The organism is Parabacteroides massiliensis (assembly GCF_900155425.1).
GTDB lineage: Bacteria > Bacteroidota > Bacteroidia > Bacteroidales > Tannerellaceae > Parabacteroides > Parabacteroides massiliensis.
Window position 1 is genome coordinate 1 of record NZ_LT700191.1, and the last position, 25,178, is coordinate 25,178.

At 45.4% G+C, this 25,178-nt stretch carries 20 protein-coding genes; 12 read left to right on the forward strand and 8 right to left on the reverse strand.

The window, feature by feature from the left end; genetic code table 11:
• Positions 1 to 442: 442 nt before the first annotated feature.
• The 3 genes from BQ9893_RS11075 (at position 443) to mscL (ending at position 3,224) form a co-directional block, all read left to right on the forward strand.
• Positions 443 to 955: a ferritin-like domain-containing protein gene (locus BQ9893_RS11075; protein WP_075967332.1), complete on the forward strand. Its 513-nt coding sequence runs from the start codon at positions 443 to 445 to the stop codon at positions 953 to 955.
• Between the two features lie 121 nt (positions 956 to 1,076).
• Positions 1,077 to 2,732: a hydroxylamine reductase gene (gene hcp / locus BQ9893_RS11080; protein WP_075966117.1), complete on the forward strand. Its 1,656-nt coding sequence runs from the start codon at positions 1,077 to 1,079 to the stop codon at positions 2,730 to 2,732.
• 69 nt (positions 2,733 to 2,801) lie between these two features.
• Positions 2,802 to 3,224 (forward strand): large-conductance mechanosensitive channel protein MscL, encoded by a 423-nt coding sequence (gene mscL / locus BQ9893_RS11085; RefSeq protein ID WP_075966118.1) that lies wholly within the window; start codon positions 2,802 to 2,804, stop codon positions 3,222 to 3,224.
• A gap of 116 nt (positions 3,225 to 3,340) precedes the next feature.
• Here the strand turns inward: mscL and map are convergent, their stop codons facing one another.
• Positions 3,341 to 4,201, reverse strand: a complete 861-nt coding sequence (gene map / locus BQ9893_RS11090) for a type I methionyl aminopeptidase (RefSeq protein WP_075966119.1) — start codon at positions 4,199 to 4,201, stop codon at positions 3,341 to 3,343.
• Between the two features lie 115 nt (positions 4,202 to 4,316).
• On the reverse strand, positions 4,317 to 5,177 hold the full coding sequence (locus BQ9893_RS11095; protein WP_075967333.1) for a phospholipase A: 861 nt from the start codon (positions 5,175 to 5,177) through the stop codon (positions 4,317 to 4,319).
• A gap of 154 nt (positions 5,178 to 5,331) precedes the next feature.
• On the opposite strand from BQ9893_RS11095, the gene BQ9893_RS11100 reads away from it, so the two are divergent.
• Entirely contained in the window at positions 5,332 to 7,125 is a 1,794-nt protein-coding gene (locus BQ9893_RS11100; protein ID WP_075966120.1) for a MutS family DNA mismatch repair protein, read from the forward strand.
• Between the two features lie 105 nt (positions 7,126 to 7,230).
• Here BQ9893_RS11100 and BQ9893_RS11105 read toward each other — a convergent pair whose 3' ends face one another.
• Complete coding sequence (locus BQ9893_RS11105) at positions 7,231 to 8,022, reverse strand: M48 family metallopeptidase (protein WP_075966121.1); 792 nt, start codon at positions 8,020 to 8,022, stop codon at positions 7,231 to 7,233.
• Between the two features lie 383 nt (positions 8,023 to 8,405).
• Between BQ9893_RS11105 and argR the strand changes: the two genes are divergently transcribed.
• The 5 genes from argR to BQ9893_RS11130 all read left to right on the forward strand — a co-directional run bounded on the left by argR (position 8,406) and on the right by BQ9893_RS11130 (position 12,876).
• Positions 8,406 to 8,849, forward strand: a complete 444-nt coding sequence (argR, locus tag BQ9893_RS11110; protein ID WP_075967334.1) for an arginine repressor — start codon at positions 8,406 to 8,408, stop codon at positions 8,847 to 8,849.
• Between the two features lie 69 nt (positions 8,850 to 8,918).
• Complete coding sequence (locus BQ9893_RS11115) at positions 8,919 to 9,497, forward strand: GNAT family N-acetyltransferase (protein ID WP_075966122.1); 579 nt, start codon at positions 8,919 to 8,921, stop codon at positions 9,495 to 9,497.
• 67 nt (positions 9,498 to 9,564) lie between these two features.
• Complete coding sequence (locus tag BQ9893_RS11120) at positions 9,565 to 10,764, forward strand: argininosuccinate synthase (protein ID WP_075966123.1); 1,200 nt, start codon at positions 9,565 to 9,567, stop codon at positions 10,762 to 10,764.
• On the forward strand, positions 10,761 to 11,729 hold the full coding sequence (gene argC / locus BQ9893_RS11125; protein WP_075966124.1) for an N-acetyl-gamma-glutamyl-phosphate reductase: 969 nt from the start codon (positions 10,761 to 10,763) through the stop codon (positions 11,727 to 11,729). The genes BQ9893_RS11120 and argC overlap by 4 nt, the downstream gene beginning before the upstream one ends.
• 19 nt (positions 11,730 to 11,748) lie before the next feature.
• Positions 11,749 to 12,876 carry an aspartate aminotransferase family protein gene (locus BQ9893_RS11130; RefSeq protein ID WP_075966125.1) on the forward strand — a complete coding sequence of 376 codons (1,128 nt, stop codon included), beginning with the start codon at positions 11,749 to 11,751 and terminating at the stop codon, positions 12,874 to 12,876.
• A 108-nt stretch (positions 12,877 to 12,984) separates the two neighbouring features.
• On the opposite strand, the gene BQ9893_RS11135 is transcribed toward BQ9893_RS11130, so the two are convergent.
• Both BQ9893_RS11135 and BQ9893_RS11140 read right to left on the reverse strand, forming a co-directional pair.
• Positions 12,985 to 15,183: a family 78 glycoside hydrolase catalytic domain gene (locus BQ9893_RS11135; RefSeq protein ID WP_244155121.1), complete on the reverse strand. Its 2,199-nt coding sequence runs from the start codon at positions 15,181 to 15,183 to the stop codon at positions 12,985 to 12,987.
• Positions 15,184 to 15,400: 217 nt separating this feature from the next.
• The gene (locus BQ9893_RS11140) at positions 15,401 to 16,705 is read right to left on the reverse strand and encodes a synaptonemal complex protein 1 (RefSeq protein WP_075966127.1); all 1,305 of its coding nucleotides are present in this window, start codon (positions 16,703 to 16,705) and stop codon (positions 15,401 to 15,403) included.
• 112 nt (positions 16,706 to 16,817) lie between these two features.
• Here BQ9893_RS11140 and BQ9893_RS11145 point away from each other — a divergent pair, with 112 nt between their 5' ends.
• Both BQ9893_RS11145 and BQ9893_RS11150 read left to right on the forward strand, forming a co-directional pair.
• On the forward strand, positions 16,818 to 19,124 hold the full coding sequence (locus tag BQ9893_RS11145; protein WP_075966128.1) for a S9 family peptidase: 2,307 nt from the start codon (positions 16,818 to 16,820) through the stop codon (positions 19,122 to 19,124).
• A gap of 87 nt (positions 19,125 to 19,211) precedes the next feature.
• On the forward strand, positions 19,212 to 19,781 hold the full coding sequence (locus BQ9893_RS11150) for a copper resistance protein NlpE (protein ID WP_075966129.1): 570 nt from the start codon (positions 19,212 to 19,214) through the stop codon (positions 19,779 to 19,781).
• A gap of 122 nt (positions 19,782 to 19,903) precedes the next feature.
• On the opposite strand, the gene BQ9893_RS11155 is transcribed toward BQ9893_RS11150, so the two are convergent.
• Positions 19,904 to 21,121: a C1 family peptidase gene (locus BQ9893_RS11155; protein WP_075966130.1), complete on the reverse strand. Its 1,218-nt coding sequence runs from the start codon at positions 21,119 to 21,121 to the stop codon at positions 19,904 to 19,906.
• 134 nt (positions 21,122 to 21,255) lie between these two features.
• On the opposite strand from BQ9893_RS11155, the gene proC reads away from it, so the two are divergent.
• The gene (gene proC, locus BQ9893_RS11160; RefSeq protein WP_075966131.1) at positions 21,256 to 22,062 is read left to right on the forward strand and encodes a pyrroline-5-carboxylate reductase; all 807 of its coding nucleotides are present in this window, start codon (positions 21,256 to 21,258) and stop codon (positions 22,060 to 22,062) included.
• A 78-nt stretch (positions 22,063 to 22,140) separates the two neighbouring features.
• Here the strand turns inward: proC and BQ9893_RS11165 are convergent, their stop codons facing one another.
• Together BQ9893_RS11165 and pruA are read right to left on the reverse strand one after the other, a co-directional pair.
• Positions 22,141 to 23,307, reverse strand: coding sequence for a proline dehydrogenase family protein (locus tag BQ9893_RS11165; protein ID WP_075966132.1), 1,167 nt, complete (start codon positions 23,305 to 23,307; stop codon positions 22,141 to 22,143).
• 17 nt (positions 23,308 to 23,324) lie between these two features.
• The gene (gene pruA / locus BQ9893_RS11170) at positions 23,325 to 24,956 is read right to left on the reverse strand and encodes an L-glutamate gamma-semialdehyde dehydrogenase (protein WP_075966133.1); all 1,632 of its coding nucleotides are present in this window, start codon (positions 24,954 to 24,956) and stop codon (positions 23,325 to 23,327) included.
• Positions 24,957 to 25,178: the final 222 nt, after the last annotated feature.

Sequence of the window (25,178 nt, forward strand, 5' to 3'; positions counted from 1 at the left end):
CTTGTACTACTTGTTGATATGTAAATCTTTCAAAGAACTTGTCGCTATCGTTTCGATTGCGGCTGCAAAGGTAAGGACTTTTTTTTAACCGCCAAATTTTTTCGAAAGAAAATTTGAAAAGTTTTTTCAAAGCCACCGGACGGTCGGACATCTCGCTTAGCCTCGCTAACCTCATCCCCTCTCCCGGGTTACCTCTTCTCCATTACGTCGATCTTCGCCACTCTCGCTCGAATGCGGGTGCAAATGTAGAGCTTTCTATGAATTCAAACAAATTTTTTGAGAACTTTTTTCTGATCTTTTTTTCAACTCTACTATTGTATTATATGGTACGCAGAAGAGATACAAAAACAAAGACAATATCTGATACCAAAGATGAACTAATAGAGCTACCAGTTGTTTCTAAGATGTATTTATGCGCTATACTAAACTAAATTTTACAATCATGGCAAAAGAAAGTGTTAAGATCCTTAAGGGCAAATTAGACGTAGACAATCTGTTAGTACAACTAAATGCCGCATTATCCGAAGAATGGTTAGCTTACTACCAATATTGGATTGGTGCCTTTGTTGCAGAAGGAGCTATGCGAGCAAACGTGCAGGCTGAATTTGAAGAACACGCAAAAGAAGAACTAGGGCATGCCAAACTGTTGGCTGACCGTATTATCGAATTGGAAGGTGTTCCGGTATTAGACCCGAAAAAATGGTTCGATCTGGCCAGATGCAAATACAGCATTCCTTCCGATTTCGACGTAGTTAATCTGTTAAACCAGAATGTTGCATCCGAACGTTGTGCTATCATACGTTATCAGGAAATAGCCGAATTCACAGATGGTAAAGACTTCACCACCTGTGACATCGCCAAACATATCCTGTCTATGGAAGAAGAACACGAACAGGACTTGCAGGATTACCTGCGGGACATTGCAAGAATGAAGCAATCCCTCTTGAGTAAGTAAACTCAAGATTTTTCAGCCCAATAACCCCGTCATTTTATTTATAAATTAACGGGGTTATTTTGCGATTTGCCTATCGGAAGAGATAAATAAAATTCAGTAATCATTAAAACCAATTAAAAACATGGAAGCTAAAATGTTTTGTTTTCAGTGTCAAGAGGCAGCAAAAGGGACAGGATGTACCATTAAAGGAGTTTGCGGAAAAGACGACAAAACCGCGAACCGGATGGATTTACTGTTATTTATAACTAAAGGTATCGCAACTGCCGCCACCTTACTCCACAATGCAGGGATCGAAACCTCCATACAAGTAAACCATTTCACAACAGACGCTCTGTTCTCCACGATCACAAATGCCAACTTTGATATCGAATGTATAACCGGACGAATCATCAAAGGGCTAAAGTTGCGCAATGAACTGATCACCATTGCAAAAGAGAAAAACATCACACTCCCTGTCATCGACGAACTGGTATGGAACGGTGATGAGAGTTCATTTGAAGGCAAGTCGCAGACAGTCGGCGTACTTCGGGAAACAAACGAAGATATTCGCTCGCTGAAAGAGCTGACCATTTATGGCCTGAAAGGCATGGCGGCCTATGTTGAACATGCTGCCAACCTCGGCTACGAAGAGCCCGAATTATACAGGTTCATCCTGCGTGCACTCGCCGATACATTACGCAAAGATCTTTCCGCCGAACAGCTCACCGCTCTTGTCTTGGAAACAGGAAGTTTCGGGGTCAAAGCCATGGCATTGCTCGATAAAGCCAACACCTGCAGCTACGGTAACCCGGAAATAACCCGCGTCAACATCGGCGTGCGCAACAATCCGGCCATCCTGATCAGCGGACATGATCTGAAAGACATGGAAGAATTGCTCGCCCAGACCGAAGGAACAGGGGTCGATGTATATACACATAGCGAGATGTTGCCTGCCAACTACTATCCTGCATTCAAAAAATACAAACATTTTGTAGGTAACTACGGCAATGCCTGGTGGAAACAGCGGGAAGAGTTTGAGAATTTCAATGGCCCGATCCTGTTCACGACCAACTGTATCGTTCCTCCGCTTGAAGGTGCCAACTACCGGGATCGTGTCTACACCACCAATTCTACCGGATTCCCCGGATGGAAACATATCCCGGCACGCAAAGACGGCAAAACGAAAGATTTTTCCGAAATCATCGCCCATGCCAAACGCTGTGCCGCCCCACATGAAATCGAACATGGCGAAATCATCGGAGGTTTCGCACACAATCAGGTGTTAGCATTGGCCGATAAGGTTGTCGATGCGGTAAAAAGCGGGGCAATCCGCAAGTTTGTCGTCATGGCCGGATGCGACGGACGCATGAAAAACCGTAATTATTATACCGAATTCGCCGAACAATTGCCGAACGACAGTGTAATCCTGACAGCCGGTTGCGCCAAATACCGGTACAACAAACTACCATTAGGAGATATCAACGGCATTCCTCGCGTACTGGATGCCGGACAATGCAATGACAGCTATTCACTGGCACTGATCGCCATGAAACTACAGGAAGTGTTCGGGCTGGAGGATATCAACCAATTGCCGATCGTCTATAACATTGCCTGGTACGAACAAAAAGCGGTAATCGTCTTGTTGGCCTTGTTAAGCCTGGGAGTCAAAAACATCCACCTGGGTCCGACATTGCCCGCTTTCTTATCGCCGAATGTTGCAAAAGTCCTGGTCGAGAACTTCGGAATCGCTACTATACAAACACCGGAAGAAGATATCGAACAGCTCATCATAGCATAAGATTTTCAAAATATCTTGGATATCCACAACTAAACATATACTTTTGTAGTTACATAAAAAGGTTAAATTATGAAGAAGATTCTACAAGAGTTCAAACAATTCGCCATGCGCGGCAACGTGATCGACATGGCGGTGGGTATCATTATCGGCGGTGCTTTCGGTAAAATCGTATCATCTGTCGTCGGTGACATCATCATGCCTGCTATAGGTTTGCTGATCGGAGGCGTAAACTTCACCGATTTAAAGATAGTTTTGAAGCAAACTGTAATGGACGGAGACAAAGTTGTCTCGCCGGCTGTTTCCATCAACTATGGAAACTTTTTGCAGGTGACTTTCGATTTCATCATTATCGCATTTTCTATTTTCATGTTAGTAAAAGGAATCAACGTCCTGAACAAGAAAAAAGAAGAAGCACCCGCAGCTCCGGCCCCCCCTCCTGCCGACATACAGTTACTTACCGAGATACGCGATTTGTTGAAAGACAAAAAATAAAAGGATGTCAAAACACCTTTATCACGATCTTTTAGGCACGGATTAAATCCGTGCCTAATTTATGTCTATCAGCAGCAGGATTCGCTTCGACACACATCCTTCTGCCAACCAAACAATCAATAGGATAATATTTCAAGCCCCGTTTCCGTCATCAGGAACGTATGCTCCCATTGAGCGGAAGGCTGTTCGTCTTCGGTAACGACTGTCCATCCGTCTTCTTCGTCGATAAAGACCTGCCAGGTTCCCATGTTGATCATCGGTTCGATCGTGAATACCATACCGGGGACAAGCAGCATCCCTGTTCCTTTCCGTCCGAAATGGCAGACTTCCGGTTCTTCATGAAACTCCAGTCCGACACCATGTCCGCACAAATCACGAACTACAGAGTAACCGTTCTTCTCCGCATGACGTTGGATGGCATTGCCGATATCGCCGACAAAACCGAACGGCTTTGCGGCCTGCATCCCGATTTCGAGACACTCTTTCGTCACCCGTACCAATTTTTCCTTTTCAGGAGTTGTTTGACCAATGATAAACATACGGGAAGCATCCGAATAATATCCGTCCAAGATAGTCGAAACGTCCACATTAATGATATCTCCCTCTTCCAATATCTCATCTTCGCTGGGAATGCCGTGGCAGACCACTTCGTTGACGGAAGTACAGACACTTTTAGGGAATCCTTCATAATTGAGAGGAGCCGGAATAGCTCCATGCGAAACGGTATAATCATAAACCAGCTTATCGATCTCGGCGGTAGACATACCAGCCTTGATTTCTTTTGCGACCAAATCGAGCACCCCGGTATTCACCACACTGCTCCGGCGGATACCTTCGATCTGTTCTGCTGTCTTGATCAGTTTGCGTGACGGCACCAGGTGACCTTTATTCTGAAAGTAAAGTACTTTTTTGTCCAGTTCTGTAAGAGGCTGCCCTTTGATGATGTGCCAATTGTTTTTAATTCTTCTGCTATGCATGGTTTTGTTTATTTATCAACACAAAGGTAGCGGTTATCGGGCATATTCTCGTTGCTAAAAGGCAGATTGCTGTAAAAATTTTGCAAAGAGAAACAATTATTTTCCCCCCCGCCTGTCAATACAAACTGAAATCGGAAGGTTTGATAACGAAGCCTATCCTTATCATACTTTTGAACTTATTATATTCCAAGAGATTTTCTCCAAAGCCATTGTAATATTGCAGAAAGAAATATTGATTCTCGTTGTTATTGAATTTGTAGCTCAATTCAACCTGTGTGTTAAAGCTGGTCCAAGTCTTACGCTTGGTCAGGACCACACCGCAATTAAAACGGCGATTGTTGGTTCGATAATTGGCTGCCGCCTGGAAAATTCCGTTATATTTCAACAAATCTTTATTATTTTCTCCATCCACAATAGGTATCCAAGTCTTGAACTGTGCTTCCCAATTCGGCGAAAGGGTAATCGCAACCGCAAAAGTAACTTTATTCCAGCTGCGTGAAGCTGTACTGTCCCTACCATTCGATTCATGTTCGAGCATAAGATACCCCTTTCCTATATATTTATTATGGGAGACAATCAGATGCCCCAAACCAATCCCCGGATTAAAATTAATATCCTTCATGGGCAATGATTCCTGAAAGACATTCCAAAAAGCTTTCTGAGTGTATTGGATAAACAAATAAGTATCGAACGGCAATTTACTTTTCGTCAGCCGTTGGGCAATACTCAACTGGAATTTCACGTCCGAATTGGTAGCTGTCGGCTTATGTCCGAGAGTCGTTCCTCCTATGAAGTAATTGTCTTTGAACAGAGTAAAATACGGCATCTTGTCCAAAATGGCACGGATACTGTCGGCATTATAAGCATTCGCCACGATTCTATTCCCGAGAGTTTCTCCCTTTCTTTCCTGTGCGGACAGGCTATACGCTATCACAGACAGAAACAGGAGCATCACGATTCTTTTCATAAAATGCATCAAGTTTATTGAGTTCAAAAAAGTTTCCACAAAGATATATGAATCAAAGGATGATAATTCGCTTGTTTAGCACATATATTGGTCATTTCGTTATCATTCTTTTTAATAAAACCAATTACAGAAAGGTTAGTTCATTTTTTTTATCTTTGCATGCATGGAAAAGATATACAATTATTACCAAGATATTGTCACGGCTTACACCCGCAGGGCCGATAGCCTGAAGAAAAAAATACATTTGCTCGGAAGCATTCGTTTGTTGTTAGTAGCCGGTTTGATCACCATGATCTGGTTTTTCAAATCCGAAGAATGGGAAGTGCTGGCCGGGATTACCGCCTTGTTTATTATCCCGTTTATCGCTCTGATGGTTTGGCATACCAAACTCTTTGCACGAAAATGTTATGCAGAAGCACTGGCAAACCTCTGTAAAAACGAACTGAAGGGGTTGGATTACGATTTCAGTGCGTTCGACGGGGCACCGGAAAAAAGCTCCGCCGAACATTCGTTCAGCCTCGATCTGGATTTGTTCGGAAATCACTCGCTTTTCCAGTCCATCAACCGCACGGTCACTTTTATGGGAAAAGAGAAACTTGCCGGTTGGTTCATGCAGCCACTCACCGACAAGACGATGATAGAAAGGCGCCAAAAAGCAATTCGCGAACTGGAATCATTCACACAGCTCCGCCAACATTTCTATGTGACAGGTATTCTGCATCCGGGAAACAAGAACGACCAACAATTCGTCTCCCTATTAGGTAAAGCAACCCCTTGCTTGATCAACAGCAAAATATGGAAACTGCTCATCTGCCTGATACCTTCCATCTGGTTATTGATCGCGATAGGATGTGTACTGAACCTGCTCCCTATATCGATAGCTGGTTTGTTTTTCGGGGTGTCTTTCGTTGTCGCTTATATCAATGCAAAACAGATTGCTACGGTACACAATTCTCTGGACAAGATGGAGCAGATATTGCAGACTTATTCCGACCTGATCAAATGTATCGAGGGTGAAAACTTTCAATCCGCCGAGTTAGCCGATATCCACAACCGGTTTGCAAATAACAGGCAAACAGCCTCTTCGACCATCAAAAAACTATCCGGGCATATCGGTGCACTGAACCAGCGTTTCAGTGCAATCGGCATCATACTGAATATTTTCACTTTGCGTGATACCCGCATGGCGATAAAGTTGGAAAAATGGAAGATGGAACACGGAGACGATACGGAACGCTGGTTCGAGGCGTTGGCGCTGTTCGATGCTTACTCTTCGTTGGGCGGATTTGCCTTCAATCATCCGGAATATATTTACCCTGAAATCGCAGACACATATTTCAAAATGGAAGGTAAAGCGCTCGGTCATCCGCTACTACGCCGTGACGTATGCGTAAAGAATGACATCGACATCAGGAAAAGTCCCTGGTTCCTGATTATTACAGGGGCGAATATGGCAGGGAAAAGCACTTACTTGCGTACCATCGGTGTCAACTATCTGCTCGGCTGTGTCGGCGCTCCGGTTTGTGCGGCATCTTTGACCTTGTATCCGGCACGGATGGTAACCAGCCTGCGGACTTCCGATTCGCTTGTGAGCAACGAATCCTATTTCTTTGCCGAGTTGAAGCGATTGAAGATGATTATCGATCGTTTGCAGCAGGGTGAAAAATTATTCATCATCTTAGATGAGATACTGAAAGGGACCAATTCGATCGACAAACAGAAAGGTTCTCTCGCATTGATGAAACAATTAGTGGCGAATCAGGCTTGCGGTATCATCGCCACACACGACCTGGCGTTAGGCGAACTTGAACAGGAATTTCCGAACCAGATCAAGAATTACCGTTTCGAGGCCGACATCCGAGACAACGAACTGACATTCTCCTACCAACTCAGGGAAGGGATAGCTCAGAATATGAATGCTTGTTTCCTGATGAAGAAGATGGGAATAACGGTGTAAAAAAAACATCAGAAAGGGTTTTCGTGTTTGAAAGTATTGAATCCGGCAGATACAATCATAATTTGACGAAGGCTTTTTATACACCTTCGTCAAAAAATCCAAAATTTACTTCCTGTACTTCTCTATCTCCGGCAAATGCCGTTTAATATCATTGATACGGGTGGCATCACTGGGGTGCGTACTCATAAATTCGGGGGTAGAACCGGATTTGCCGGCAGACATTTTTTGCCAGAAGTTGACGGCGACTTCAGGATTATAACCGGCCATTGCCATAAAGATCAGTCCCATGTAATCAGCCTCGGATTCATGCTTACGGGAGAAAGGCAGCATGACACCATATTGAGCACCCAAACCATAAACAGAAGTGCCGATCTGCTGGACGGCAGCCGACTTATTGCTTAACGCCTGCCCCAATATCTGCGCACCGTATTGCGCCATCAGCTGCTGGCTCATGCGCTCGTTGCTGTGTTTGGCTACGGCATGCGCCACTTCATGGCCGACCACGACAGCCAGTTCATCGTCCGACGAAACCAATTGCATCAATCCTTCATAAACAACAATTTTACCTCCAGGCATACAGAACGCATTGACCTGCGAATCGTTTACCAAGTTGAACTCCCAAGAGAAATTCTTGATTTCACTCTCCAATCCGTTGTTTTTCAAATATTGTTCGGTAGCTGCTGCTATCTTCTTGCCAACGCGTGTCACCATAGCAGCGCCATCTTTAGAAGATGACTTTTTAGCCGATTTCATATAATCGGAATATTGGGTCAGGCTAGACGACAACACTTCCTGATCCGAAACAAGCAAAACTTGCTTTCTTCCTGTCAACGGAACACTTCCGCAACTGCTTAGCAACAATAACATTGCGACAAATAGACCTGTAATCTTCTTCATTTTTTATTTTTTATTTATACTGCTTGCAAAATTATAATTTCTCTTCATAATAAACAATTTGTAAAAGTTTTTTACTCAATGGCTCTTTCATTTTGGTATGAAATTATATACGACTTTCCGTTTTATCAAAATGTCACTGCCACCCCGTCTAAATCGAAATAGTACCCCATATATTGGGAATTAGTATAGCGGGTAATATTTTTTAACATTCCATATTGTTCTGCTTTTTCATGTAGAGATAGCAATATGACAATTCTGTCGAAACAGATTTTCTACACTGTAATACACAAACTCTATACATATTCATAAAAAAAGAGCTCACATTGCATAATTATTCAATTATACTCTTTATATTTGCAGCCTCGTTGCATAAATATACAGACATGAGTACAAAAAAAGAACGATTGGATGCCATCTGTCGCATTATACAGACTGAGAAAATAGGGAATCAGGAAGAACTGCTTAAACAATTGGAAAATAGCGGATTCCAGGTTACCCAAGCAACCCTGTCACGCGACATAAAGCAACTGAAAGTCATCAAAGTACATGACGAAAGCGGAAACTATGTATATCGCCTGCCCGATTATCCGGCACTTATGCAACCTGTGAAAAAGCAGACGCAGCATCATCCCAACATCGAGTTTTCGGGAAACCTGGCCGTTGTCAAAACCCGTCCGGGATATGCAATGGGGATCGCTTCGGATATCGATACGCATGCGCCTTACGAAATACTGGGGACAATTGCCGGAGACGACACGATCCTGATCATCCCGCGTGAAGGAATCAGCCGGGACAAGATCGTAAAAGCATTGGCGCATTTTATATAATATATAATGTATAGGGAACCGGTCGTTTGCTCCCGTTAACAACAGAAGATAAAAGAACAAACATAAAAGATGGAACAAGAAAGAAAAATTGATGTAATGATTGCTGAAGCTTGCCACGAGGTATATGTCGATATCATCCTCGACACGATCGAGGCCGCCGCCAAAGTGCGCGGAACCGGTATCGCCAAGCGTACGCATGAATATGTTGCTCAGAAGATGAAGGAAGGAAAAGCCGTCATCGCCCTGGAAGGCGACAAATTTGCAGGTTTCAGCTATATCGAATCTTGGGGTAACAAACAGTATGTGACCACTTCCGGTCTGATCGTACACCCAGACTTCCGCGGACTGGGCATTGCCAAAAAGATCAAGGATATGACATTCCAGCTGGCCCGTATGCGATGGCCTCACGCTAAGATTTTCAGTCTGACTTCGGGAGCTGCCGTCATGAAAATGAATACTGAATTAGGATATGTGCCGGTTACTTTTGCCGACCTGACGGACGACGAGGCTTTCTGGAGAGGTTGCGAAGGCTGTGTCAACCATGATATCCTCGAACGTACCGGCCGCCGTTACTGTATCTGTACCGGAATGCTTTTCGATCCGAACGATCCTCACCGGGCCGAGAGGGAGGCAGGGGAAAAGAAATAATGTGCCGATGTGCTTATGATTAAGAGGTCATATAATTAAAGAATAACAATAAAATAAACATACGAAAATGAAGAAAAAAGTAGTAGTCGCATTTAGCGGAGGATTGGATACATCCTTTACCGTTATGTATCTGGCCAAGGAAAAAGGATATGAAGTGTATGCAGCATGTGCCAACACAGGCGGTTTCAGCGAAGAACAGTTGAAACAAAACGAAGAAAACGCCTATAAGTTAGGTGCAACCCGGTATGTAACAATCGACGTTACCAAAGAATATTATGAAAAGAGTCTGAAATACATGATCTTCGGGAATGTGCTCCGCAACGGCACTTATCCGATCTCCGTCAGTTCGGAACGTATTTTCCAAGCACTGGCAATCGCCCGTTATGCAAATGAAATCGGAGCCGATGCGATCGCCCACGGTTCCACGGGAGCCGGAAACGACCAGATCCGTTTTGACATGACATTCCTGGTGCTGGCTCCGAATGTCGAGATCATCACGCTGACACGCGACATGGCTTTGAGCCGCGACTACGAAATCAACTATCTGAAAGAACATGGTTTCGAAGCGGATTTTACAAAACTGAAATATTCTTATAATGTAGGCTTGTGGGGGACTTCTATCTGCGGTGGCGAAATTCTCGACTCCAAACAAGGCCTGCCGGAAAGTGCTTACCAGAAACAGGTGAAAAAGACCGGCAGCGAAGAACTCCGTCTCGAATTCAAAAAGGGTGAAATCCATGCCGTAAATGGTGAAGTATTCGAAGATAAGATTGCCGCAATCCAGAAAGTGGAAGAAATCGGTTCGGCATACGGTATCGGTCGTGACATGCATGTAGGAGACACGATCATCGGTATCAAGGGACGTGTAGGATTTGAGGCAGCTGCTCCGATGCTGATCATCGGCGCTCACCGTTTCCTCGAAAAATATACGCTGAGCAAATGGCAACAATACTGGAAAGACCAGGTTGCCAACTGGTACGGAATGTTTCTTCACGAAAGCCAGTATCTCGAACCTGTCATGCGCGACATCGAAGCCATGTTGCAGGAATCGCAGCGCAATGTGAACGGAACGGCCATCCTGGAACTTCGTCCGCTTTCATTCTCAACGGTCGGTGTCGACTCGAAAGACGATCTGGTAAAAACCAAATTTGGTGAATACGGAGAAATGCAGAAAGGTTGGACAGCCGAAGATGCAAAAGGATTCATCAAGGTTACTTCCACTCCGTTGCGTGTTTACTATACGAACCACAAGAACGAAGAGATATGATCAAAATTGGTATTATAGGAGGGGCAGGATATACAGCAGGCGAATTGATACGTCTGCTGTTGAATCATCCGGATGCCGAGATTATATTCGTGAACAGCACGAGCAATGCCGGCAATAAGATCACGGATGTGCACGGCGGACTTTATGGCGAAACCGATCTGGTGTTTACCGACGAACTGCCACTGAACCAGATAGACCTTCTTTTCTTCTGTACCGCTCACGGCGACACGAAGAAATTCATGGAAAGCCATACCGTACCCGAAAACGTGAAGATCATCGACCTCAGCATGGACTACCGTATCGAAAGCCCTGAACACGATTTCGTTTACGGTCTGCCCGAACTGAACCGACGCCGTATCTGCAATGCACAGCATATTGCAAACCCCGGATGTTTTGCCACCTGTATCCAATTAGGCGTTTTACCGCTGGCCAAGCATCTGATGTTAAACTCGGAGCTGCATGTCAACGCCATCACGGGATCGACAGGAGCAGGTGTCAAACCGTCGCCTACCTCCCATTTCAGCTGGCGAAACGACAACATCTCGATCTACAAGCCATTCACACACCAGCATCTGGCAGAGATCGGACAGAGTCTGCGACAATTACAGAACAGTTTTAACAGTGCGATCAGCTTTATCCCAGTGAGAGGTAATTTCTCACGAGGCATTTTCGCTACGACATATCTGGATTGTAAGATTGAACTGAATGAGCTCAAACGTATTTACGAAGAGTATTACAGTGATCATTCGTTCACTTTCGTCACAGACAAAAACCCGGACCTGAAACAGGTGGTGAATACGAACAAGTGCTTGATCTATCTCCAGAAATATGAAGACAAGCTGCTTATCGTTTCGATGATAGACAACCTGTTGAAGGGAGCGAGCGGCCAGGCTGTTCACAACATGAACCTGCTGTTCGGCCTGGAAGAGACGGTCGGGTTGCACTTAAAACCTTCGGCATTTTAATAATTGATAATTGACAAAGATGAAATTATTCGACGTATATCCATTATTCAATATAGAGATTGTAAAAGGCAAAGGATGCCATGTATGGGATGCAGAGGGAAACGAATACCTCGACCTGTATGGCGGACATGCTGTGATCTCGGTAGGTCATAGCCATCCTACTTATGTAAAGGCTATCACCGAACAGGTAAACAAGTTGGGATTCTATTCCAACTCCGTTATCAACAGCCTCCAACAGAAGCTGGCAGACAAATTGGGCAAGGCATCAGGTTATGACGACTATTCGCTCTTCCTGATCAACTCAGGAGCCGAAGCCAATGAAAACGCGCTGAAATTAGCTTCTTTCCACAATGGAAAGAAACGAGTGATCGCTTTCAAACATGCTTTCCACGGACGTACGTCTGCAGCCGTACGCGTGACAGACAACCCGAAGATCATCGCTCCGGTAAATGAGGATCTCGCCGTGACCTATCTGCCTCTGAACGATGCGGCGGCCGTAGAAGCAGAATTAAAGAAAGGAGATGTTTCTTCAGTTATCATCGAAGGGATTCAAGGTGTGGGCGGCATCCAGTTGCCGACCGATTCCTTTATGCAGGAACTGCATGCTTTATGTACGAAATATGAAGCCTGCCTGATCCTCGACGAAATCCAATCGGGCTACGGGCGCAGTGGCAAGTTCTTTGCCCACCAGTATGCCGGAATCAAGCCGGACCTTATTTCGGTGGCAAAAGGCATTGGCAACGGCTTTCCGATGGGCGGATTGCTGATCAGCCCGATGTTCAAACCTGTATACGGAATGTTAGGTACGACTTTCGGAGGCAATCATTTAGCCTGTGCGGCTGCCATTGCCGTGCTGGAGATCATGGAGAATGAAAAGCTGATCGACAATGCGGCAAAAGTAGGGGCTTATCTGTTGGATGAATTGCATAAGTTGCCGGGAATCAAAGAAATTCGCGGGCGCGGCTTGATGATAGGTATCGAGTTTGAAGAATCGATCAAGGAAGTACGCAGCAAATTGTTGTTTGAAGAAAAAGTATTTACAGGAGTAGCCGGAACCAACACGATCCGCCTGTTGCCACCACTCTGCCTGAGCATGGACGAGGCGAAGGAGTTCATCGCACGGTTCCGCAAGGTTCTGAATGCTTAAAAAAGAAAACGATGCGTCAAAACAGCTTAATTGTTTCTTTATTAAATAATAAGATCCACCACCGGAACTTCCGGATGGTGGATCTTTCATTTTTTAGTAGACAACAAATTACCATTCCATAACAAAAGTATAGCTGCCGGAACCGATCTTTCCGGCATAGAGAAACGACTCGTCCTTCACTTTAGAGGTTTTCACCGAAGCGCCGTTATTCGTTACGGTATATTTACCGGACGGAAGCGGGAGATACACTTCGGCATCCATATTGGCGGGAATCGTCACCTTCAGGATATAGGCATCCGCCTTATTCTCCACCACCATACGGATTGCCCCCCGGATCGTTGGGATCGTTGCTTCCGCCCATTCGAGCGAAGCAAGCTGCGGTTTGATGCGGGCAGTGCCGAAACCGGGCGTCAGAGGCTCTACTCCCATCAGGCGGCGCGGGATGATATTAGCTGGAGCGGCTCCCCAGGCATGGTTCCAGTCCTGGTTCGGTTTATACTTGTTGTCCCAGGCTTCGAGCGAGATAGTCGAACCGACACGGATCATATTATACCAGCTGCGGTCGTCTGTCTTGGTCAGCATATGCAAAGCATATTCGGCATCATTCGCTTCATAGAGGGCATCCATCAGGAATTGCGAACCGTAGACGCTGCAAGCCATCCCACGGGTTTGGATAAAGTCGACGACGCTTTGTTTCTTTCCGCCCGGAACCAGATCAAACGCCAACGGAAACATATTGCCATGCAGAGATGCATGTTCGGTGTCGGCAGCAAGGCCATCCGTAAAATAGCCTTTGCGAGTATTAAAGAACGAACGGATGAACCGTTTTTTGAAAGCGTCCGATTCGGAAGCATAGAAAGTTGCGTCATCCTGCTTACCCAATGCGCCGGCAATACCTTCCATCTGCTTCAAAGCGGCGTAATGCCAAGCATTTGTCACTACATTATAATCGGTAAAGGCAAATCCGTCATCTTCTCCCCCTTGCTTCTTTCCCAAACCGAGTATTCCGGTGTGCGGCCAGTCCACAATATCCCGTATCTGCCCCTTAAAACGGATCGAACGGAGGAAACCGTCCGTCTGTAATCCGGTCGTCGTGCTGATCAGCCCGTTCTTCTCGCGGAGAGCCATCAGGACACGTGGTTTCAGTAATTCATAACTGGATTCGAGCGAACGGCTATCGCCAGTGTACAGATAATCGTACCAGGCAATCGACAACGCCTGCAAAATCCATTCGGTCGGCCATGTCGGATGTTGCAGCAGATATTCATGCGAGCGACGGGCAATTGCATATTCACGATCTACTCCATAGTGGCAAAGCTGGTTGATCAAAGCATCCGCCTCATAAGGAATACGTTCGCGGTCGCCATCCACATAAACGCCTAAGAACGAAGTGGCCCGGACAGAATATTTACAAAGATCCCATATCTGGTTCAGCAACTCATTGGAAGAACGGAAAGAAGAAGCTGTCTCGTCAAACGGATAATGCACCGTTTCGCGGACAACCGAGGCTGGCGACAGAGGTGCCTCATACCCTTCGATCTCACAATAGCGGAAAGGGACGACCTCTCCCACATAGGCCGGCATCAACACGGCAGTCGATCCGGTATTCCGTTTGTCCTTGCCGATCTTGATCCGGTATGTATGAGTTCCCTTCAGCAAAGCCAGCGGATAGCGATGGTAACGGATGGTCGACTTGCCCGGATCGCGCAGGATACGCCCTTCTTCAAGACATTCCCCTAAATGCACGACTACCGAATCGCGTGTGCCATCGGATACCAACGTCAACACCAACTGTCCGAAAGCATCTTTCCCGAAGTCGACAAGGCACGTACCGGGGCGGATTTCCTTTATTCCGGTCGGAAACTCCATCGTCTTCACCTGCGGATAGTAGGCCGTTTCATATTCGGACAAGCGGTCGGCGGTGCGAAAAGCCTTCACATCGGACCATTCACTTTCCCCTTCGGTGTTCGTCACCGTTTTTACCCGCCAGAAATAGGATTTACCAGGTTTCAATGCTTCACCGGCATAACGGACTGCTACGGACCGGTCGCTCTCGATCATCCCGCTGTCCCACAGATTACCTCTCCCGAAAGCGGCATCTTCACGGTTGTCAGCCACGATCACGCGGTAAGCGGTCTGTCGCGTTCCTCCGGTTTTACCGGGTACGATCCAGGAAAAGGCGGGATGCGCCGAACGGATGGCGGCATATTGCAACGGTTCGACCGCCTCATTGAGTTGCCAGACCGGAAGGTTCGATGCATATCCGTTCTGCCATGTCTGCCCGGTATGCTCGATCAGATCAGTCATCAACCCAGAAGGTTTTTTTTCAACAGCCTGCAGACAAAAAGCCGAAAAGGCAAAGGAGGCTAACAAGGTTAAGCGACTCAGTAATATCCTCATATTATTCTTATTTTGTAATTCGAGGATAAAGATAAAATGAACAAAAGATTCATTCCTTCATATATCTGACATTTTTCTTTTGAATAATGAGAAAAAGGGGTTGGCACGGAAATACCATCTATTATTATTCAGCTGGTTTCTTTAATTTTTTTATGACCAGAAGGACCATCCGCTGCACGGCAGTGGCGGACTTTCCCTCTTTTTGTGCAATCTCATAGGGGCTTTCCCCCTTCAGGAAGGATGAAACAATACGACGGGTTTTCTCCCCACGGACAGAAGCGACCAGCTCCTCCATTATTTTTTCATATAAAGGGTTCATACTGTTCAAAGAGCGGATAATAAAGAGGACCTGTTCGCTCTTTTCTATCTCAGCGTAGAGTTGTTGCTGGATTTTGATGTTTTCATTAAACATTATATCTTTCTGCTTACCCATCCCCGCCAATTCGCTATGGAACCTTTTTTCTTCACATTTCAGCAACGCCATGTTTTTCTGCAACCGGCTTTTCCGCCGCTCGTATTCGAACTCCTGAATCTTTAGTTTTTCATAGACACCTTTTATTTTATTATTCTTCAGTTCTTCCTCCCATCTTTCCAGATTGGAAAGCCGCTCCAGAACCTTTTTTTTATTCCTTACCAAATATGAAAATTTTGGATAAAGCTCTTCTACCATTTTTTTATCTATTTTATACCCCTCGACTTCTCTATCCAACCGATCCTGGGCTTTCACTATCTTTTCAAACATTTCATCCATACGCTTGGCTCCAGCATATAAATTTTCCATTCTGGCCTTTTCTTCCTTAAACAACTTTGCCATGCCTTTCAGACTGGGTTCGGTAAATTCGAATGTGGTACGAAATGCCTCTTCGAGCTCATTGACGATGCCGAGCACAGTATTGAAGGCATCATTTTCGCCTTCATGCAAGGTATGGTAAACTTCAAGCCGCTTCTTTAGACATATATTTTTCCGATAAAGAATCCTGTTTTTTAAATCCAAAGCAAAAATATGCTTCTTATTATTATCCGATATCTGCTTCGACACGTCTAATTCATTTTGTAATAAATCTATTTTTCCCAAAAACGCTCGAGCAGCCTTCGTTCTATTTCCTTTTTTCCTCAAGTCTCCAGACACACTTTTCCCCTTGAAGAATCTCAAATACATTCTATAATATTCGTTTCTTTCCTTTTTTACCCCTTCATATAACTTTCTTAAACTACTACATTGTTTTTTCCGTTCAACACTCTCTTTTTTATAAGAATCTACTTCTTGCTGTTTATGCTCCAACAGATCGCGAAGCTCCTTATTTTCACACAACACCAATTCCAACACCTCGCGAAGTTTCTTGTTCTCCACCAGTGCTAATTCGTTCCTATCTCTTAACATTTCATTTTTTACATCTTTTAGCATGATCACCGTTTTTTGTTTATCCATCAAAAGTCCTGCAATTTACCATTTTATTTATAAATATTCGCTTCTTTTTCCTTTGTCCATCTCATAAAACATTCCGTTCTTTGCAAACAGCTAATTATTAAAACGAATATACATGAGACTGAACAAACTCATTCTTCCGGTAGCATGCTTTTTACTGGCCGGAAATATAAGTATGGCACAAATCATGCCCTGGGAAAACCGGACGGAAACGGACAGCGATCCGTTTGCTCAAAGCGAAGCGACCGCAACAAAGGGTAAACTTCATTTAGAAGAGGTCGTCGGAGGACGACTGGTGCAGACAAAAGGGATCGGCGCCATGACATGGATGAAGGATGGCGAACGATACAGCCGAATGGAACCGAACATCGAAACTGGTGGCATAGACATTGTCGCCTATCGTGCCAAAGATAACCGACGGGAAGTCATCATCCCTTCTTCCATGCTTATCAACAAAGAGACCGGGAAACCGATCCCCATCCGCAGCATATCTTGGAGTGCCGACAACGGAAAGGTTTTGATCTATAACAATACGAAACGGGTATGGCGTTACGACACGCGGGGCGACTACTGGGTACTGACGTTGAAAGATGGTACTTTGCGCCGGTTAGGGAAAGGACTGCCAGAATCGTCGATGATGTTTGCCAAATTCTCGCCCGACGGGACACGCGTGGCTTTCGTCTCGAACAATAATATATATGTAGAAGATGTTGCTTCCGGCCAGATCACGCAACTGACCCATGACGGGAACCTGACGATCGTGAACGGTACGTTCGACTGGGTGTATGAAGAAGAATTTGCCTGCCGCGACGGTTTCCGCTGGAGCCCGGACGGAAAGTATATCGCCTACTGGCAGAGCGACACGAAAGGAACGGGAGTGTTCGACATCATCAATAACGTGGATTCCATCTACCCGACAATCCTGCATTTCCCTTATCCGAAAGCCGGCTGTACGAACTCGGCGGTCAAAGTGGGCTATCTTCCAGCAGCCGGAGGAGCGACTACCTGGATCGAGATTCCCGGTGATCCGCGCAACAACTACATTCCCCGCATGGAATTTATACCCGGAAGCAACGAGCTGTTCATCCAGCAAATGAACCGTCCGCAGAATACGAACAAAGTCTGGATCGCCCGTATCGGCAGCGCTACACCTCAGAATATCTTCACCGACACCGATGCTGCATGGCTGGACACGAACGACAATATCCAATGGTTGAAGGACAACACCTGGTTTACCTGGGAAAGCGAACGCGACGGATGGCGCCATCTCTATCGCATCAGCCGGGACGGGAAAGAGATACAACCGATCACGAAAGGCGACTTCGACTATATATCGCCGGTCGGGACAGACCTTCAGAAGGGATTGGTCTATTTTATCGCTTCACCGGAAAACTATACCCAACGTTACCTCTACAGCGCCAAGCTTTTCGGGAAGGGAGAAGTGAAACGGCTCAGTCCGGCAGACCAGCCGGGACAACATCGTTATAATATGTCGCCTACCGGAAAATGGGCGGTCCATACCTATAGCAATGTAGCGACTCCGTCGATGATCGACATGGTTTCTTTCCCAAAACATCAATCCGTTCGGATGATAGAAGACAATGCAAGGGCACGCGAACAATATGCCGCACTGGGGCTGAACCCGAAAGAGTTCGTCAAAGTGACCTCCGGGGACCTCGAACTGGATGCCTGGATGATCAAACCGGTCAACTTCGATCCGTCAAAAAAATACCCGGTTATCATAGAGGTTTATGGCGAACCGGCCAGTTCGACCGTACAAGACGTTTGGGGAGGTGGTGACCTTTGGAACCAGTATGTAGCCAACCTCGGATATATCGTTGTCAGTATCGACAACCGGGGGGCCAACACTCCGCGCGGCCGTGAATGGCGTAAATGTATCTATGGCGAAGTCGGAACGTTCGCTTCCGAAGACCAGGCACGCGGCATCCAGGACATGGCACGCCGTTACCCGTTCATCGATGCGACCCGTATCGGCATTACCGGATGGAGCGGTGGCGGAAGCCAGACGTTGAACTCCATGTTCCGTTATCCGGATGTCTTCCACACCGGTATCGCCATCGCTTTCGTTGCCGACCAACGTACCTACGACACGATCTACCAGGAACGCTACATGAACACACCGCAGAACAATCCGGAAGGCTACCGAAAAGGTTCTCCGATCACTTACGCATCCGGTCTGAAAGGGAACCTGCTCCTGATACACGGAACCGGTGACGATAACGTCCATTATCAGAACTGCGAGATGCTGGTCGACGAGCTGGTGAAACATGGCAAGATATTCAGCCAAGTCAGCTACCCGATGCGCAGCCACGGTATTTACGAACGTCCGGGCACGACCTTGCACCTGCGAATGACAATGGCCAAATACTGGCTGGACCATCTGCCCGCCGGTGGCAGATAGTTAAAAAAGACCCTCTGCAAAACAAAATGCAGGGGGTCTTTTGTTATATCTCCAAAAGTCACTAAATCTCTAAATAAAAAGTACAAAATGAAAAAGTATTTTATCGCAGTAGCAGCACTGGCATTTTTGGCTGCATGTAACGGAAAAGCAGCAAAAGACGCTCCCGTGTTAGTTGAAGAAGAAAGTATAGCCGTCGCCGAAGCAGCTCCCGAAGCGTCCTCTTTACCGGAGTTACCGGTTGTAAAGGCAAAACCGGCGAAACCGATCAATATGCGCGACTCCCTGAAATTGAATCCGGAAAAGGGTGCGGTCGTACAGAAAAAATATAAGGGGACTATTCCGGCTGCCGATGGACCCGGTATCGTTTACAACCTGACTTTGTTCTATCAGCAAGATAGTAACGATGGTGTCTATGAACTGGACGCCACTTATTTGGAAGCCAAAGACGGCAAAGATCAGACATTTACTTCGACCGGTAAACGCCTGGTGAAAAAAGGAACTCCAGCCGATGCAAGCGCAGTCGTATATGAACTGATTCCAAGTGACGGCAGCATGGTCTTTTATTTCCAGGCAGAAGGCGATAGCCTGACCATGTTGAACCAAGAATTACAAAAAGCCGCCTCCGACCTTAATTATACGCTAAAACTCGTACAATAATAGATACCTCTTCACAGCACATCTTTGTATAAATAGAAAAGAGGCACCCCGATTTCTATCGGAGGCCTCTTTTTGATATTTGAGATATTTGATAATTAACCAGTCTTCTTTTAATTGCCAATTTATTTGATTCCCAACTTAGCTTTGATTGCTTTAGGAAGCGCATCTTTGTGAACAACGATGTTCATGGTTTTGTAACGGACGAATGCTTTGGATGCGTACCAGATACCTTCATACTTATTGGAAGTACCCCAAGAGTTCTTTACCATATAGTATTCGTTACCTTCCTGGTCTTTAGCAATACCATAGATCTGCATACCGTGGTCATCTGTCGTTTCATAGTTGTCATAAGCCAACTGACGTTCTTCCTGTGTGCACCACTTCTGCGGTTGAGGCTTTGTATTCAGTTTCTTTTCTTCTGGTTTCATTTTCAACCAATGAGCCATATCGGAACCACTCAGTTCCTGCACCTTGTCATCGTCAGGCATAACGGCTACACCATCACGGGTAAAACCGGATTCACTCACGTCAGAACCCCAGGCAATTGTATAGCCGGTATTGATAGCATTGTCAAACACTTCCATCAACTCGTCGATAGGCAAGTTGTAAGACAATCCATGACGCCAGTTATCCTGGACTTCGATCGGGAATTGAGTATAGAACGGACGATGAGTGTAAGAAGTCAGGGATACATAGTCGGAAGAATTCAAACCTGTAGACTTATAGAAAGACTGCGGAGTATATTCTTTACCTTTGTATGTGAATTTTTCAGGAGCCTTGCCTAAATAAATCTCATGAACGGCAGCAACCGCTTTTTTCCACAACATGGCGTTATTCTCATCTGACTGCAATTTACGCAGTTTGCCTTTGGCAACAGCGGCCACCATTGCATCTGTAAGAGCGGACAGTTCGGTATGGTTGCTCAATGTATCGCCATACATCACACCCGGACGCATTTCTTCTTCCGGAACCAACCCGAAAGCCTCCATTCCGTAAATCACGTCATAAAAAGAACCCCCTTGTGAAAAGGACACGTCACCGTGAGTACGCACAGCTGCATCCGCACGATCCAGATAAGTGTTGTAAACCGTATACATTTCGGACAAATCATATTCACCCTTTCCCATACGAAGCAATTCCGATTCCAGAAAAGCCATTGTCGAATAGCACCAACAAGTTCCGGCACGATTTTGGTTCTTAATCGAAGTGATCGGATTCTCCTTTACTGTCGTAAAAACAAACCCTTCTTCATTTTCTTTTTTCTCTGACTCCTGTGCATGGATTGTTGCTGACATCGTCATAGCGAACAGCATACCAACCGCAATAATTGTCTTTTTCATGTAAATCTGTTTATATTATGTTATTAGATTAATTTTGAAAGGCAAAGATACGATTAAATAGACAATGAACAATGAGCAATGGAGAATTTAAGCTGTATCTTTGCCGGACATAATAACTTGTAACATAAGAAAACATGAAGATTACAATTATCGGCTCCGGAAATATCGGCGGTGCCATAGCACGAGGATTGGCAAAAGGTCATATGTTCAAAGCTTCTGATATCACTTGCACGGCACAATCAGATGCGACTCTGGAAAAGATGAGGAATACAAATCCAGATTTCGTTCTCTCGTTGGACAATGTAGAAGCGGTCAAAGGTGCCGACATCATCGTCATTGCCGTAAAACCCTGGCGCGTAGAGGAAATTATCGACCAGATCAAAGGTGTGCTCAACTATGACAAACAGATAATAGTTTCTGTTGCCGCAGGGATCACATTCGATCTTTTAAACACCTATCTGACCATAAACACGGAGTTCGACGATTGCCTGGCAACTCCAACTATCTTCCGTATCATGCCGAATACGGCAATCGAAGTGCTTAGCAGCATGACTTTTGTTGCGGCCCGTAATGCGTCCAAGGAGCAAACAGAGTTGATCGTTAATATTTTCAACGAATTAGGAAATGCCATGTTGGTCGACGAACGCTTGATGTCTGCCGGAACAGCTTTGGCTTCCAGCGGAATTGCATTCGCCCTGCGCTATATCCGGGCAGCCATCGAAGGCGGCGTCGAATTAGGTTTTTACCCGAAGCAAGCACAGGAAATCGTAGTTCATACGGTGAAAGGGGCTGTCGACCTCTTGCTGGAAAACAAAAGTAATCCTGAAATGGAAATCGATAAGGTAACAACGCCGGGAGGCATCACGATCAAGGGATTGAACGAAATGGAACTCTCCGGTTTCACATCTTCCGTCATCCGGGGGTTGAAGGCTAGCAAATAAGAAATAACGGACAATTGACAATGAGGAAGGGAGAACCTTTGAATAATTGTCAATTGTCCATTACCGGTTGTCAATTATTTACCTCTTCCTTCTGTCCAGTTCTGCTTTCAGCATACGAAGTTCACGACTGGTTTGTCCGGCAACCGAAGTGTTTTCTTCAGCACGGCGGATCAGATATGGTAAAACATCCCGTACTCTCGCATACGGTACATATTTGGTTACATTATAGCCTTCATGTGCCAGGTTGAAAGAGATATTGTCACTCATTCCCAACAGTTGGGCGAAGAAGATACGGGAGTCATCACGCTTCAAGCCTTTTTCATCTATCAGCCGGGCTAATTTATAGTTGCTCTCCTCATTATGCGTCCCCATAAACATTTCGAAATAGTCGAGATGATCCATTGTGAAGCGGACAGCTTCGTCAAAGTTTTCGTCCGTTACCTGTTTATCCTTACAGATCGGATCGGGATATCCCAAAGCGGCCGCCCTGGCACGCTCGGCTTCCATATAAGCTCCACGTACGAATTTCACACCGGCAATATATCCTTTTTCTTTCGCATCATCCAATATACGGCGCAAATACGGCATACGGTCGTGACGATACATCTGCAAGGTTGCAAATACAATCGCACGTTTTTTGTTATACCTGCGCATCGCCTCATCAGTCAATGCGTCGAGGGCATCTTGAAAACAATAGTCTTCAGCATCCACAATCAGACGCACGTCATTGTCATAGGCACGCTGGCAAAAAGCCATAAAACGTTCCCTGAACTCACGATAGGCTTTTACTTCTTCGATGGTCAGTTCCTCATGTTTTTCGGAAGCTTTAGCAAGAAGTTCGTCCGCTATGATAGTGGAAGGCTTGAATACGGCATAAGCCAGATTATCATTTCCCTTTGCAAAATCGATCGAACGCATGGTTTCTTCAAAAGTAGCCTGTATTCCTTCGGGCGTTTGCTCTCCTTCGGCTGAATAGTCCAGGGTGGAGTGTACATTGAACTTCCTCAGATGGTCGATCGCCTTTGTACAGTCCTGCAAAGTTTCACCACCGACAAATTGTTTATATAAAGTCGGTTTAACCGCCCACCCCAACGGAAAATGGATATTCAATGCGATATTACTTGCTACACTGGCACATTTCACCAGCCACGGATACTTGATTGTGTTGAACAGCAAATAAGCATTTTTCAACTCAGACTGCGATTTGGCAGAGAAAGCGATTTCGGTATTATTAAAATCTAACATGGCATTTGAAATTAGAATTACACTTCTCCAAGAAACGGATAACCATAGCTTGTCGGCGGAACCAATGTTTCTTTGATACAACGGGCATTTGTCCAACGAATCAAGTTCAACGGTCCTCCCGCCTTATCGTTCGTACCCGAAGCACGCGAGCCGCCAAACGGTTGCTGGGCAATAACGGCACCAGTCGGTTTGTCATTGATATAGAAGTTGCCCGCTGCATAACGCAATTTATTGAATGCCATATCGATCGCATAACGATCACGTGCAAAAATAGAGCCGGTCAAACCATACGGAGATGTACGGTCGCAAAGTTCGAGTGTTTCTTCATATTTATGATCATCATATACATAGACCGTGATAACCGGGCCGAAAATTTCCTCCACCATGCTTTTGAACATCGGATCCGTAGTCCGGATGACAGTCGGTTCAACAAAGTAACCTACGGACTTATCCCCGTTTCCACCGAAAATGATTTCCGCATCAGAAGATTGTTTTGCATAATTGATATAACTCATGATGTTGTCGAATGAAGTTTCATCAATCACCGCATTGATAAAATTCGTGAAGTCCCGGACATCTCCCATTTTGATTTCTTTCAACATATCGCCGACGTAGTCCTTCACTTCTTTCCAGAGTGAAGCCGGAATATAGGCACGTGAACCAGCCGAACATTTCTGTCCTTGGTACTCAAACGCACCACGTACGATAGCTGTTGCGACATCCAAAGCCGGAGCAGAAGGATGAACGAAGATAAAGTTCTTACCGCCTGTCTCACCGACAATTTTCGGATAAGATTTATAATGGCCCAAGTTTTCACCAATCTGGCGCCAAAGGGTATTAAATGTGGATGTGGAACCAGTGAAATGGAAACCGCCCAAATCACGGCTGGCCGTTACGACTTTGCCGATCACACTCCCCTGTCCCGGAATAAAGTTGACAACACCGTCGGGCAAACCGGCTTCCTGGAATACCTTCATCAGGAAATAGTTAGAGTGGATAGCCGTTGTCGACGGTTTCCAGACTGCCACATTTCCCATCATAGCAGGCGCCATATTCAAATTAGAGGCTATAGAAGTAAAGTTGAACGGCGTGAGCGAGAACACGAAACCTTCCAAAGCACGGTATTCCATCCGGTTCAGGATACCTGTCTCCGAATAAGGCTGGTCTGCATACACCTGGCTGGCATAGAAGGTGCTGAAACGCAGAAAATCAATCAACTCGCACGGAGCATCGATTTCTGCCTGGAACGGATTCTTACTTTGCCCCAGCATGACGGAAGCATTCAATATATAACGATATTTAGTAGAAAGCAATTCTGCTACACGCAACATAACGGAAGCACGTTCCACCCATGGAAGTTCGGACCATTCCTTATGCGCCTTCATGGCTGCATCGATAGCCATCTGTACTTCTTTCTCTCCTGCCTTATGGTAAGTAGCCAATACATGATGATGGTCATGCGGCATCACGACTTTGCCGGTATTACCGGTACGGATTTCTTTGCCTCCGATAACCAGTGGAATATCCCATTCTTCTGATGAGAGTTGCGCAAGAGCCTTTTTCAAGGATGATTTTTCACTTGAACCGGGAGCATATGCTTTTACCGGCTCATTAATTGGTTTGGGGAAACTAAAAATTGCATTGTCCATAGTAGTATTGTTATTAAGTGTTCAAAGAATAACTATTTCTGCGCTGTAAACATAATCAATATTTTTTTTAAATAACAGACAGGTCTATTAAATGAAAGTTAAATCAAATGATTAGGATATTCTCGTTCATCATCAACAATTCAAGCTGCAGAAAACAACTAAATCACATTATATTCCTCTTTCCTTAAACATTTTGCTTTTTATTCTTATCTTTGGAGCAAC